Genomic DNA, 12964 nt, shown 5'->3' on the forward strand with positions numbered 1-12964 from the left:
TCCATACTTCTTTTTCTGCTTGCTGTTCTCATGCCCTATCCGCGATTTTGCTCATCCTAACCTAATAATCTCCGATAGATCCCTTCGTCTTCCTCTTTAAAGACGTTAAAAACCACCTTAATATCCGATCCGGTCTGCGCCTTATGCTCTTTCACAGTCTCAACAGCGATCTCTGCCGCACGCGCATTCGGAAAACAAAAAACACCGGTCGAAATACAACAAAAGGCGATACTTTCAATTCCCTTTTCCTCTGCCAGATCCAGACAGGACTGGTAGCAGGAGCGCAAGAGATCCTGGTCTTTCTGCGTCAGTTTTCCCTGCACGATCGGTCCAACTGTATGGATCACGTATTGGCAGGGCAGATTATACGCAGGTGTGATCTTCGCCTGCCCGGTCGGTTCAGCGTAGCCCTGTTCTACCATCATTTCACTACAAAAGGATCGTAGCTGCATCCCCGCATAGGTGTGGATACAATTATCAATGCAGTTATGGCATGGTTGATAACAGCCCGTCATGCCACTATTTGCCGCATTGACGATTGCTCCCACCGCAAGTCTTGTGATATCTCCCCGCCAAAAATAGATATCTTCCTGCAGTTCTTCCATATCCGCCAGTGTCACAAAACCCTTTTTCCTGTTCTCCTCTTGCAGATAAGCATCCTGAATCTGCAAAAATCCATCATCCACAGGCGCCGCCATACGCACATTCATAAGCGAACGCAGCAAGCGCCTTTGTGCGTCAGCATTTGCCGGAATCTCCATATCTCTATAGCCCGGCTGTTCTTTTAACAATTCTTTGATCAAATACATACGTCGCTCACTCTGGTTCATATGGCTGCTCCTCCTGTTTATCTCATCACTGTTTTAAAATTCATATGGTGGATTTCCTGAAAAGTCCGCGATCACACCATGCGCATCTTCCAAATAAAATACTTCAAAAATTGGGTTATCCGCGGTCCCATACTGGCTCTTGACAATAGGATTGGCGATGCACATTTCTTTTGCCTGCATGTTGTCCTCAAAAACTGCTTTTCCATGCAGACGGATCCATGCATAAGTTGGGCTGGATACGGAGATCTCAATCTGCGGATTTTCCTGCAGATCCTTGTAGACATCCTTTGTGTTGTTGGTGCAGAACCAAAGTTTGCCATCCATCTGACCCGCAAACATAAAAGGACGGCACTTTGCCTTTCCATCACGACCTACGGTTGCTAAATACTGTACAGGATTTTCCTGTAAAAATTCTACTACTTTTTCCATGAAATCTTCCTCCATTTTTCTTTTTTTGAACATTTCCTGTTCCTGCTTATGATTTTATGATGGAAAAAGGCAGAAAAAAAGTACGCACAAATCTATTACTTAGTTACCAAAAGGTAACTATTGCGCAGATCCTAAGGGCATACTATAATTTGATATAAGATTTATTTCTAATGTAGCATTCTAATTTGAACTGTTGTGATCCTGTAAGGAGAAAAGGAGATTGATGCTGACCAAAGAAGAATTACCGGCTTGCCCGGTTGCAACCACATTGCAACTGATCGGAAGTAAATGGAAGATACTGATCATTCGAAACCTCATGTCACGCCCTTGGCGTTTCAATGAATTAAAAAGGGATCTGGAAGGAATCAGCCAGAAAGTCCTGACTGATTCCCTCAGATCCATGGAGGAAGACGGTATCATCACCCGCACCGTCTATGCAGAGGTTCCGCCCCGTGTAGAATATGCCCTCAGCGATCTGGGCGAGTCCATGCGCCCCATCATCACGGCAATGGCAGAATGGGGCACCGCCTACAAGGAGTCCTTTTTAAAGGAATAAATAAACATACACGACAGAAAAAGGAGCATTCCCATATCTCTACGGAAATGCTCCTTTTGGAATACTATATCTTATCTACGAATCTTATTCGCAAACATATGGCATAAGTGCTACGTGACGAGCTCTCTTGATTGCTACAGTTAAAGCTCTCTGATGCTTTGCACAGTTACCGGTGATACGACGAGGAAGGATCTTACCTCTCTCTGAGATGTATCTCTTTAACTTTGCTGTATCCTTGTAATCAATCACGTTGTCCTTACCACAGAATACACAGACTTTCTTTCTTCTGTGCATTGGTCTTCTTCTTGAACCATCTGCTGTCTTATTGTAAGCCATGACGCTACCTCCTAATCAATGCTAATTGAATGGCAATTCTTCTTCAATACCATCCGGAATGTTCATAAAACCGTCTCCAGCGTTTGTATTCGGTGCCGGAGTTCCCATGTCGCCGCCAAATCCATTGTTTGACTGAGCATTCTTGCTCTCTGCAAACTCAATGGAATTCGCAATGATCTGATCGGAATATACCATGTTCCCATCTTTTCCGGTGTAATTGTTGTTTCTGATTTCACCTTCTAATAAGATCTTGGTACCTTTTCTAAGATATTTCTCAGCAAACTCTGCCTGACGTCCAAAAGCAGTTATACGGAAGAAATCTGCATCCGGATCTCCATCTCTCTTGAATCTTCTATCTACGGCAATTCTAAAATTTGCTACAGCAGAACCATTGGCTGCCCCATATCTTACTTCCGGATCTGCTACCAAGCGACCCATCATAATCAGTCTATTCATTCCTACTCCTTATCTACTATCTATGCCTCGTCTTTTCTGACGCATAAGAAACGAAGAACATTATCCATAATACGAACGTTTTCTTCGATCTGAGCAGGTGCATCAGCTTCTGCTTCGAACTGGATGAAGTAGTAATAACCTTCGCTCATCTTCTGGATGTCGTAAGCTAACTTCTTCTTACCCCAATCTTCTACTTCACTGACAACGCCGCCGAAACGGGTAATGTAACCCTGTGCCTTCTCAACGACTGCTGCTCTCGCATCATCTTCGATCTTAGCATTAACAACGAGTGCTAATTCATACTTGTTCATGCGATTTTACCTCCTTTTGGTCTTTTGGCCTTGCCAATATACGGCAAAGCAAGGATATTTTAATATACCACGAGTTGATATGATACCATGATTTTCCCTCTTTTTCAAGCCTTTTTTACATTTTCGTGCAAAACATTTTTGCATGCCTTGGTCACTTTTGTGCGCGGCAGCATCATCTGATGCCCACATCCCAGACATGCCAGACGAAAATCGGCTCCCACACGCAGGATGCGAAACTGGTCGCTCCCACAAGGGTGCTTCTTTTTCATGGTTACAATATCATTTACCTGAAAATCCCACTTGTTCTCCATACGCTTTTCCTTTGGTTTGTGATGTAAAAAAGAGACATCCTATCGGACATCTCCTAAAAAATTGCGGGAATAGGATTTGAACCTATGACCTCCGGGTTATGAGCCCGGCGAGCTTCCAGACTGCTCCATCCCGCGTCAACGTTATTTATTATAGGCTTCTTATCCCGGATTGTCAAATTTTTGTCATCGACAAGATCTGACATCAGTATGCGATCAGCCCCTGCATGATACTACAGACAATGACTGCCACGACCGCGCCTAAGATCATACCGACGATGATCTCCGGTATGGTATGCCCCATCTTTTCTCTTAAGTTTCCTTCGTACAAAGGCTCTCTGCCCTCGGCTTTATCCCGCTCCAAAAGACGGTTGAGCAACTGCGCCTCGCGCCCTGTCTCCATGCGCACGCCTGCTGCATCGTAGATCACGATAATAGCAAAAAACAAAGCCATAACAAAAGGAAATCCTCCCAGTCCCTCCACGATAGCAGTCGAAACGACCAGGCCCGTAACTGTGGCTGAATGTGAACTTGGCATACCGCCGCTTCCCGTGAGACGTTCCGCGGAAAAACCATTTTTTGCCGCGTCAATGATAACCTTTAAGACTTGCGCCACCAGCCAGGCAGCCGCCGTTGCCACAAATATACGGTTTGTGATGAGATCCATGAGCATGTTCATTTGTTTTCTTCCTTATCTTCTATAATATATGTCACCAAGTTTCCCTATATTACTACGAATTTGAAAATTTGTACAGTTCCTATAGCATCTGCCCCAGGATCACACTGGCGATCAGCCCCGCCAAAGTCGCTACCAGCGCGCCCGCCAGCGTCCATCTGGTCTTTCGGATGCCGACACTCATAAAATAGACCGACATGGTATAAAAGATGGTCTCCGTGCAAGATCCCATCAAAGATACAATCAGCCCATTGCTGCTGTCCGGTCCATATTCTTTAAAAATATCTAAGACCAGTCCGGTCGCCGCCGAGGAGGAAAACATTTTTACGATAGCCGCTGGAAGAAGCACGGAGGGAAAGACTTCCTCGGGTATGATCTTTCCCAACCAGACTGCCAGATCCGTCAGAAAGCCGGAAGCACGCAGGACACCGACCGCACACATAAGCCCGATCAGCGTCGGCATAATGCCGATCACGGTGTGAAAGCCGTCTTTCGCCCCCTCCAGAAAATCCTCATAGACCCTCCCCTTGCCAAGCAGGGCGTGAAAAAGGATGATAAACAAGAGAATGGGGATGATGGCATCGGATATATATAGAAGCAATTTCATAGCCGATCCTCCCGCCCCATACATGCCAGTTTACAAAAGATCACGGCAACCAAAGTGCTGATAGCGGTCGCAAGAATGGCAGGACCCGTGATCATGGATGGATTTGCCGATCCGTACTGACTGCGATAGGCGATCATATTGACCGGGATCAGTTGCAGGGAAGAAATATTAAGTACCAGAAAAGTACACATTTCCCGGCTTGCCACGCCCTCTTTCTGCCGGCTGACCTTCTTTAATTCCTGCATGGCAGAAAGTCCTGCCGGTGTTGCCGCCCAGCCAAGTCCAAAGATATTGGCGATGACATTGGTCGCGATATATTCTTTTGCCTTGGTCTCCTTTTTTAATGTAGGAAATAAAAAGTTCAGCAGGGGATCCAGTTTTTCTGCCAGAGTACGCAATAGTCCGCTCTTTTGCGCAATGTTCATCATACCTACCCAAAAACACATGACACCAAGCAATGTGATACAAAGAGAAACGGCTTCCTTTGCAGAGGAAAGTGCCGCTTCCGTGATTGCCGCCATCTCTCCCCGAAAGCCTCCATAGACGATGCCAAGTAAGAGCATGCCTGCCCAAAGATAATTCATAGGCACTCCAAGACTTTTTTTCATATGTATGAATTTTAAGGAAAATCTATGCCGGAAATCATATTTTTTTTCATTGTACATACACTGTAACTATGGTATTTCTTTGGGAGGCATTATGGGAAAACGATTTCTTTGTCTGATCCTTGCTATCCTGATCGCCTTTTCGGCGGTAGGCTGCAGCAAAGAAGATCTGGGAAATGCAAGGCTTTTTGATGCGGGTCAGACCAGCGATGCAGATACTTTTGAGGATCTGACAGACGATTGGTTTTGCAGGCAGATGGAAGCCGATCCTATGTCCTGCCACTTTACTTTAGAAAACCCGGATGCCTATCATATCACTTTTTCGGACCAGACGCTCTGCACACTGACCATGGAAGAACATATCAAGGAAATGGATGAGATCAAAAATCTGCTTGACCGTTTAAAGGACATTGACCGCAATAATCTGACTGCCCGGCAAAGGCTGGTCTATGACCTTATGAAGGATTACTATGGTCTGGAGGAAAAACTGGGCGACTACTACTACTATCAAAATCTGCTCTCGCCGACCGCCGGTATTCCTTCTTCCCTGCCGGTTCTTTTGTCCTCTTTTTCCTTTCACGATACCGAGGATATTGAATGTTACCTGTCCCTCTTAGAAGAAATGGATATCTACTTCGGACAGATCTATGCCTTTGCTACGGAACAGACCAAATTGGGGCTTATGGAAAACACAGACTCGTTGCAACAGACCATTGATTTTTGTGCCTCTTTTTCACAGGTGCAGGCGGACCACCTGCTTCTGACTTCTTTTGACGACCGCATAAAAAACGCTGCCTTTTTAGATGAAGCAGAAAAAGCGTCCTATATCTTCCGGAATCAGTCGATCATTTATGATGTCGTTTTACCGTCTTATTTGTCGCTTTCTAATCAATTATCGTCGATTATTGACAAAACAGACGATAATGGAAGTCTTTCTGTCAAAGAAAAAGGACGTACATACTACGCCCTTCTGGTCAGAAAAAACACCGGCACAAAGGAAAGTCCCTATACGGTTTTCCAAGAAATCGCTGCCAAACGTCAGGAAGACCTGTTCCAAATGGCTGACCTCTTTGCCCACAATCCTGCCTTAGCGTCCATGCTGGGCTCTTATGCCTGCCCCCTAAAAACAGCCGATGACATGATCGAGCATTTACAGGATTCTATACAAAATGACTTTCCTACTTGTGAAAATGTTACCGTCACCATCCATGAAATTGCGCCACAATTGCGGCAGACCAGTGCGCCCGCCTACTATCTGATCGCGCCTTTGGATTCTGGTGGCTATCACAATATTTTTTTCAATCCAGACAGCAATGCCGACACGACTTCCCTCTTTACCACCATGGCACATGAGGGTTTTCCCGGTCATCTTTACCAGACCGCCATGTCCTATCAGTACGGATTGGAACCGGTGCGCGCCCTTTTATCCTTTCCGGCATATACCGAGGGCTGGGCTACCTATGTGGAATATATGTCTTATCAATACGCCGGACTGCCGGATCAACTTGCGTCCGTCCTAGCCCTCAATGAGAGCATTGTCCTAAGTCTCTATGCCTCTGCCGACATTGGCATCCATTATTATGGCTGGGATCGTTCCAGTCTTTTGGAATTTTTAGAAAATTATGGGATCAAAGATCAAGATGTCGTCGATCAGATCTACCAGTTGATCGTGGAAGATCCTGCAAATTACCTGCATTATTATGTAGGCTATATGAATTTTGCATCCCTACAGAAAGACTATAAGGATGCAAAAAAAGATGATTTTTCTTATATGGAATTTCATAAAAAGATATTACAGACCGGACCTGCGCCTTTTGATATCCTGCGGGATGCCCTGCTTGGAACATCATAAAAGCGCCTGATAAATATCGCGCTTGCTGACGCCACGGTCTTTGGCTACGGCTTTCATGGCGTCCTTTTTGCTGTAGTCCTGATCCAGATAGATCTGCATATGCTCCTCAATGCTCAGATCTTCCCAGCGGCTCTGCTCCTCCTGCATGACCTCTTCTTTGGACTTACCGGCAATGACAAGGACATATTCACCGCGCGGGTCATTTTCCCTGTAATAATCCACAGCCTGCGCCAGCGTCATTTTCTTCTTTTCCTCATAACGCTTGGTCAGTTCCCGGCAGAGCGTGATGCTGCGGTCGCCGAGTGCCTGATAAAGTTCCTGCAAGGTCGCACGCAGATGATGCGGTGCCTCATAAACGATCATGGTGCGTGTCTCCTGCTGCATCTCTGCCAATACACGCGCGCGCTCCTTTTTGTCTTTTGGCAAAAATGCCTCAAAACTAAAACGCCGACACGCCTGTCCGGAACTCGTCACCGCAGTGATACAGGCAGCCGCACCCGGAACGGCATTGACCTCGATGTCTTCCTCATAACACATTGCCACCAGTTCCTCGCCCGGATCGGAAATGCCCGGTGTCCCGGCATCTGTGATAACGGCAATATTTTTGCCATCTTTTAAGGCTGCCAGTAATGTATGCGCCTTTTCGATCTTATTAAACTCATGATAACTTGTCATGGGCGTGTCGATCTCAAAGTGGTTCAAAAGTTTTATGGAATTTCGCGTATCCTCAGCAGCGATCAGATCCACTTCTTTTAAAATGCGGACACAGCGATAGGTCATATCCTCCAGATTTCCGATCGGTGTCGCACACAAATATAAGATACCTGCCATACTCCGGCACTCCTTTCCGTTATCTTTGCTCTACTTTTATCCCGCAAGCATTTAATAACCGTAAATATCGTAGATCTCCGGCATATAAACGCCCGGACTCTGATATACGATCAGAGGTTTTTCTACCGTGATCCTGGATTTTCCGTCCCGCATCCCCTCGATCAGAACCATATTGGGTTCCTTATCCACATAGGGATAGACCAGCTGCATCCGCTTTGGCTCAACCTTGTAACGGCTCATTGTGGATAAGATCTCCACCAGGCGGAAAGGTCTGTGCACAAAGTAACATCTGCCGCCCGGACGAAGGAGTTTTGCCGTCTGTGATACCACATCCTCCAGATTACAGAGCACTTCATGTCTGGCGATGGTCTTGGCATCGCCGTCATTCTTGATGCCATGCTGGTCAGTCATATAGGGCGGATTGCAGGTCACAACATCAAAAGAAGATGCCCCAAAAATATTTGTTGCATCTTTGATATCTCCTGTGACAATGGAAACGCGGTCCTCCAAGTGATTGTAAGCCACACTCCTTGCCGCCATGTCAGCACTCTCCGGCTGGATCTCCAGACCGGTAAAATGCTGCCCCTCTGTTTTGGCTTCTAAAAGGATGGGAATGATCCCGGTTCCCGTGCCAAGATCCAGCACTTCCTCTCCGCGCTTTACCTTGGCAAAGCCGGACAAAAGCACAGCATCCATACCAAAACAAAAACGCTTGGGATCCTGGATGATCTTGTAACCGTTGCGTTGCAGTTCATCCAGCCGCTCACCCTCATGTAAAAATGATCCTGCCATTATTTATTATCCTCGAGTTTTGCCAACTCTTTTAATTCTTCTTTTGTGACCTTGATATTCTTGCGCTTTGCCTTGAATTTGAGGTCTCCTACTGCGTAGTCGCGCTCTTCCTTGGTATCATTCTGCTCGATCAATACCTTGACGCGCTGACGAAGGACGCTGACCGCCTTAACCTGTCCGCGGATCCCTTCCGGTGTCGTCACATAGTCCCCGATATTCGGCAACTGGCTGTTCAGATACTCGTAAGTCTCCTGCTCATTTTTCAGACAGCACATAAGTCTGCCGCAGACCCCAGAGATCTTAGTCGGGTTCAGGGAAAGATTTTGCTCTTTTGCCATCTTGATGGAAACCGGAACAAAGTCTGTCAGATAAGAACTACAGCAGAGTGGTCTGCCGCAGATGCCGATCCCGCCCATGATCTTGGTCTCGTCACGCACACCGATCTGGCGCAACTCGATCCTGGTACGGAATACCGATGCCAGATCCTTTACCAGTTCACGGAAATCGATCCTGCCGTCTGCCGTGAAGTAAAAGAGCAGTTTATTGTTATCAAAGGTGTACTCTGCGTCCACCAGTTTCATTTCCAGTTTGTGCTTTTTGATCTTTTCCTGACAGATCTTGAAAGCCTCTTTTTCTTTTTCCTTGTTCTTCTCTGCCCGTTTAAAGTCTTCCTCGGTCGCGATACGCTGGACAGTCTTTAGCGGCTGGACAACCTCATCATCCGGCACTTCCTTTGGTGCTACGGCAACTGTTCCCATCTCGACACCACGCGCAGTCTCAACGATCACGCGGTCACCGATCTTTAAGTCTAAGTTCTTGGGTCCAAAATAATATACTTTACCTGCGGTGCGAAAACGCACACCAACAATCTTTATCATGCAATATTCTCCTTTATTGAAAGCAACATGAGTTCCACTGCCAAATTGTAATTGCCATTGCAGGCGATCCGCCGCCTTGCGGTATTCTCTGCCTGAATGATGGTATTCAGCCCGTGATAAGAACACTCACTTGCCTGTCTTTTTATGATCATCTTTTCATCCTGAAAAGTAATCTTTCTCTCATCACCTGTCGCCTTATATAATAACACATCTCGAAACCAGATGTTCATCAAATCCAAATAATCACCGATCTTAGGCTTGTATTCCTCCAATTCCTTGACGGCTTGGGAAATACCAAAGACATCCATCTTTTCCATACGACGCATCAGAGAGGTCATATGGGATTTCATTTCGTTAAATTCCTCGGAAGATGCCAATTTGATGGCTTTTCCCAGATTCCCCTGGGAAAACTGGGCACAGACATCTGCCTGATAATCCGGCATGTTGTGATGCTCCATCAACTCTTTTCGGATGATATCCGCAGAGATCGGCTTTAATTCCAAGGTCACACAACGGGATAAAATAGTCGGCAAAAATCCTGCTGCATTGGTCGTCAGCAAAAAGATAATAGCATAATGCGGTGGTTCCTCGATGGTCTTTAACAGGGCATTCTGCGCCGCCTTGTTCATCTTTTCCGCCTCATCCATAATATAGATCTTGTATTCGCTCGCATAAGGCTTGATGACAATGTCGTTATTGATCTGCTGTCGGATGTCCTCCACCGAAATGGTATTTGGCTTTTCATGCGAAACATAGCGGATATCCGGGTGGTTGTGGCTCTGGCACTGCTTGCAGGAATGACAATTTCCGCAGGCATCCTTGCCCCGGTCCTGACACAAAAGAGTCTGGGCAAATGCCTCCGCCAACATCATCTTGCCGGCATCCTTCTCCCCGCTGATAATATAAGCGTGGGACGTTTTGCCTAAAGCGATCGCGTTCTGCAAATGCTCTTTGATATCCTCTTGTCCTTTTATGTCTGCAAACTTCATTTTAAACTACTCCGTTTTAGGTGGAAATATCCAGAAGCAATCCCCGGATCTCATCGACTTTTCCAAGAATGGCAAGATGGTCTTTTTCTTCCTTGACCAGTTCTCCAGCCAGATCATCCAGATTTTTATCCACTAATTTTACCAAACCATAGACGCGGTGACGTCCCCGGCGATCCAAAAAGTTCTCTCTGGAAAACTTGTGGGAACGATTGACGACTTCATTCATGAAATCCTTGACCAGACCGCGGTATTTTTTCATATCCCGGATATCCATGTGCTCCGAGATCTTCTTTCCCTGCTCCGTGATCTCATCCATCAGCCCCGACAGTTTTTCCTTTAATTCCGCATCATCGATGGCACTCGCCAGGGTGAACTTAAATCCGTCATCCGTAGGCTTTGTCTGATTCACTTCCTGTGTCTGCGTCACGCCCGACACATCATTTACCTTTAAATCCATAGGCTAGCCTTCCTCACTCATCATGACTTCGCGCATAAAGCATACGATGTCCTCTTCCGTGCACTCCAAGTCCTCGTTATAGAAAATCCTGTGGATGCCTGCCTCCTGCAATTTCTCCTTGGAAAAATCTGCGGCATCTGCCAAAAATCGTCGGCACATTTCCTCATACTTTGGATGCTTCTGGCACCGCTCACGATCCAGTGCTCTTTGCAGGCGCACGCCGTCCTCTACTTCTATATATATCGGAAGAACCGCATCCTGACTAAAGTAATCCCGCAACTTGACAAAGGACTCGATCGTTCCGATCACCAGATAGTCATATCTGCTCAGATCAATGTTGCCATCGTCAACGGTAAAATAGTCCCAGATGCCGTGACAGGTATTATAACTGCGGATCTCCACGACCTTGCCGGATGCCAGCAGCCTGTCTTTTTCCTCATGTGTGCAAAAATGGTATTCGATCCCATCCACTTCACCTGCGCGGATGGGTCTGGTCGTATAAGACACGATCTGGCGCAGGGCAAGATCATGCCGTCCCAAAATGCGCTGATATAAGGTATCTTTTCCTGTTGAACTTTTTCCTATGATACAAAAAATCTTTCCCATGTTCCTTACTCTGCCTGTCTATAGAATGCGCTTACCATCTAGTATAATATAGTCCACCTCAAATGACAACGAAAAGCCCATGATCCACAAGCCCGGTGATGGTCAGCCCTTGCTTTTGGGCTAGATTTAAGAGGTCGATCCGCTCCTGATCGATCCGCTCACCCGGTACGATCAAAGGTACACCCGGCGGATAGATGGCGACCGATGACGCTGCGATCCTGCCCTCTGCCTGATCAAGAGCACAGCGTTCTTTCGCTTTTTCCATTGCCTCATGATATTCCATGACCTTTTGCCCGCGCCCGTATAAGACCTGCCCCGTCCAGCAAGGATCGTCTGTATCTCTTGCACTGGCTTCCCGATCGATCTCTTTTAGTGCCTCAAAAAGACGGACAAATCCCTCTTCACTATCCATGACACTTGTCATGGCAAGTCCATAGGAAAAAGAAGACATTTCCAGAACCAGATGATATTTTTGCAAGAGGATCTCTTCCAGCGCATGCCCGGAAAGCCAGGTCTTTGATACGTCGATCACGATCTTGCCCGGATCCTGCCCCGGGAAAGAAGAGACACGGATCTTTTCCAGACTTTTACACTTTTTATAAAAGTCCTGCAAACGAGAGGCATATACCCCAAATGCCGCTTTTTCTTCTTCCAGAAAGCGGATGCACTGACATATGGAAGCCATCAGGACGTAAGACGGCGAACTGGTCTCAAATACATCCAGATAGGTCTCGATCTGCCTTTCCGAAACAAGTGAATTTTCATTGACGTGAAGCACCGCCGTCTGGGTCAGCGCAGGCAGGGTCTTGTGCAGGCTCATGATGACAAGGTCTGCCCCGCTTTCCAGCGGAGACTTTGGGAAATAGGGATCAAAGCCCAGATGCGCGCCGTGTGCCGCATCCACAATGACCGGGATCCCCCTTGCATGTGCCAGTGCCACGATCTCATCCAGAGGTTCGATCATCCCTTCATAGGTCGGCGATGTCACCACGATGGCTCCGATATCCGGGTTGACTTGCAAAGCCTGCTCATATTCTGCGATCGACGTTCCCTCGATCATGCCGATCTGCCCTACCTTGGGATAGGTATAGACGATCCGGCACTGCCGCAGCCAAGCAGCATGATAAATACTTTTGTGGCTGCCCCGTCCCATGAGGATGCATCCCTTTTGCGGCAGAGCGGAAAAGACTGCTGTCAGGTTGCCACAAGTCGATCCTCCGACCAGAAGATAGGACTTTTTTGCATGATAAAGCCCTGCCATACGTTCCATGGCTTCTAAGATAAGCCCCTGTGGATCATGCAGATTGTCAAATCCTGGGATCTCCGTAATATCAATGGCATATGGGTCTTCCAGCCCGGTCTGCTGTCTCTTATGTCCCGGCATATGAAACGGATAAAAGTCCGAATCTGCCAGTTCTCTTAATTTATGATCTAACATTTTTCTT

The 12964-nt window shown here is 46.7% G+C and carries 18 protein-coding genes and 1 tRNA gene; 2 read left to right on the top strand and 17 right to left on the bottom strand.

Annotated features, from left to right (window positions below; translation table 11 throughout):
* Nucleotides 1–56: 56 nt before the first annotated feature.
* Together H8R94_RS06965 and H8R94_RS06970 are read right to left on the bottom strand one after the other, a co-directional pair.
* Nucleotides 57–830, bottom strand: a complete 774-nt coding sequence (locus H8R94_RS06965; RefSeq protein ID WP_186854226.1) for a protein-ADP-ribose hydrolase — start codon at nucleotides 828–830, stop codon at nucleotides 57–59.
* Nucleotides 831–863: 33 nt separating this feature from the next.
* Nucleotides 864–1259, bottom strand: coding sequence for a pyridoxamine 5'-phosphate oxidase family protein (locus H8R94_RS06970; RefSeq protein WP_178009244.1), 396 nt, complete (start codon nucleotides 1257–1259; stop codon nucleotides 864–866).
* 223 nt (nucleotides 1260–1482) lie between these two features.
* Here H8R94_RS06970 and H8R94_RS06975 point away from each other — a divergent pair, with 223 nt between their 5' ends.
* Nucleotides 1483–1815: a winged helix-turn-helix transcriptional regulator gene (locus tag H8R94_RS06975; protein WP_186854227.1), complete on the top strand. Its 333-nt coding sequence runs from the start codon at nucleotides 1483–1485 to the stop codon at nucleotides 1813–1815.
* A gap of 84 nt (nucleotides 1816–1899) precedes the next feature.
* Here the strand turns inward: H8R94_RS06975 and rpsR are convergent, their stop codons facing one another.
* From rpsR to H8R94_RS07015, 8 genes are all read right to left on the bottom strand, one after another.
* On the bottom strand, nucleotides 1900–2151 hold the full coding sequence (gene rpsR, locus H8R94_RS06980; RefSeq protein WP_118280594.1) for a 30S ribosomal protein S18: 252 nt from the start codon (nucleotides 2149–2151) through the stop codon (nucleotides 1900–1902).
* A gap of 21 nt (nucleotides 2152–2172) precedes the next feature.
* Complete coding sequence (locus tag H8R94_RS06985; RefSeq protein ID WP_118280595.1) at nucleotides 2173–2607, bottom strand: single-stranded DNA-binding protein; 435 nt, start codon at nucleotides 2605–2607, stop codon at nucleotides 2173–2175.
* Nucleotides 2608–2627: 20 nt separating this feature from the next.
* Nucleotides 2628–2918: a 30S ribosomal protein S6 gene (rpsF, locus tag H8R94_RS06990; RefSeq protein WP_118280596.1), complete on the bottom strand. Its 291-nt coding sequence runs from the start codon at nucleotides 2916–2918 to the stop codon at nucleotides 2628–2630.
* Between the two features lie 104 nt (nucleotides 2919–3022).
* On the bottom strand, nucleotides 3023–3229 hold the full coding sequence (locus H8R94_RS06995; protein ID WP_118280597.1) for a DUF951 domain-containing protein: 207 nt from the start codon (nucleotides 3227–3229) through the stop codon (nucleotides 3023–3025).
* Nucleotides 3230–3290: 61 nt separating this feature from the next.
* A tRNA-Met gene (locus tag H8R94_RS07000) sits at nucleotides 3291–3364 on the bottom strand.
* 67 nt (nucleotides 3365–3431) lie between these two features.
* Nucleotides 3432–3905 carry a divergent PAP2 family protein gene (locus H8R94_RS07005; protein WP_118280598.1) on the bottom strand — a complete coding sequence of 158 codons (474 nt, stop codon included), beginning with the start codon at nucleotides 3903–3905 and terminating at the stop codon, nucleotides 3432–3434.
* Between the two features lie 79 nt (nucleotides 3906–3984).
* Nucleotides 3985–4509, bottom strand: coding sequence for a spore maturation protein (locus tag H8R94_RS07010; RefSeq protein ID WP_186854228.1), 525 nt, complete (start codon nucleotides 4507–4509; stop codon nucleotides 3985–3987).
* Nucleotides 4506–5093: a nucleoside recognition protein gene (locus H8R94_RS07015; RefSeq protein ID WP_118280600.1), complete on the bottom strand. Its 588-nt coding sequence runs from the start codon at nucleotides 5091–5093 to the stop codon at nucleotides 4506–4508. Before H8R94_RS07015 ends, H8R94_RS07010 begins: the two co-directional genes overlap by 4 nt.
* A 115-nt stretch (nucleotides 5094–5208) precedes the next feature.
* On the opposite strand from H8R94_RS07015, the gene H8R94_RS07020 reads away from it, so the two are divergent.
* On the top strand, nucleotides 5209–6966 hold the full coding sequence (locus H8R94_RS07020; protein WP_186854229.1) for a DUF885 domain-containing protein: 1758 nt from the start codon (nucleotides 5209–5211) through the stop codon (nucleotides 6964–6966).
* On the opposite strand, the gene rsmI is transcribed toward H8R94_RS07020, so the two are convergent.
* Genes rsmI through H8R94_RS07055 form a run of 7 tightly spaced genes read right to left on the bottom strand, consistent with a single transcriptional unit; the run spans nucleotide 6961 to nucleotide 12957 of the window.
* Nucleotides 6961–7797 (bottom strand): 16S rRNA (cytidine(1402)-2'-O)-methyltransferase, encoded by an 837-nt coding sequence (gene rsmI / locus H8R94_RS07025; protein WP_186854230.1) that lies wholly within the window; start codon nucleotides 7795–7797, stop codon nucleotides 6961–6963. The genes H8R94_RS07020 and rsmI overlap by 6 nt on opposite strands.
* Nucleotides 7798–7848: 51 nt before the next feature.
* Complete coding sequence (locus H8R94_RS07030; protein WP_118280603.1) at nucleotides 7849–8589, bottom strand: tRNA1(Val) (adenine(37)-N6)-methyltransferase; 741 nt, start codon at nucleotides 8587–8589, stop codon at nucleotides 7849–7851.
* Nucleotides 8589–9467: a PSP1 domain-containing protein gene (locus H8R94_RS07035; RefSeq protein ID WP_178009637.1), complete on the bottom strand. Its 879-nt coding sequence runs from the start codon at nucleotides 9465–9467 to the stop codon at nucleotides 8589–8591. Before H8R94_RS07035 ends, H8R94_RS07030 begins: the two co-directional genes overlap by 1 nt.
* Entirely contained in the window at nucleotides 9464–10456 is a 993-nt protein-coding gene (holB, locus tag H8R94_RS07040; RefSeq protein ID WP_186854231.1) for a DNA polymerase III subunit delta', read from the bottom strand. The genes H8R94_RS07035 and holB overlap by 4 nt, the downstream gene beginning before the upstream one ends.
* Nucleotides 10457–10472: 16 nt before the next feature.
* Nucleotides 10473–10913, bottom strand: a complete 441-nt coding sequence (locus H8R94_RS07045; protein WP_118280606.1) for a YaaR family protein — start codon at nucleotides 10911–10913, stop codon at nucleotides 10473–10475.
* Nucleotides 10914–10916: 3 nt separating this feature from the next.
* Nucleotides 10917–11519, bottom strand: a complete 603-nt coding sequence (locus tag H8R94_RS07050) for a nucleoside/nucleotide kinase family protein (protein ID WP_118280607.1) — start codon at nucleotides 11517–11519, stop codon at nucleotides 10917–10919.
* Nucleotides 11520–11577: 58 nt separating this feature from the next.
* On the bottom strand, nucleotides 11578–12957 hold the full coding sequence (locus tag H8R94_RS07055) for an aminotransferase class I/II-fold pyridoxal phosphate-dependent enzyme (RefSeq protein WP_186854232.1): 1380 nt from the start codon (nucleotides 12955–12957) through the stop codon (nucleotides 11578–11580).
* Nucleotides 12958–12964: the final 7 nt, after the last annotated feature.

Source organism: Roseburia lenta (assembly GCF_014287435.1).
Classification (GTDB): domain Bacteria; phylum Bacillota; class Clostridia; order Lachnospirales; family Lachnospiraceae; genus Pararoseburia; species Pararoseburia lenta.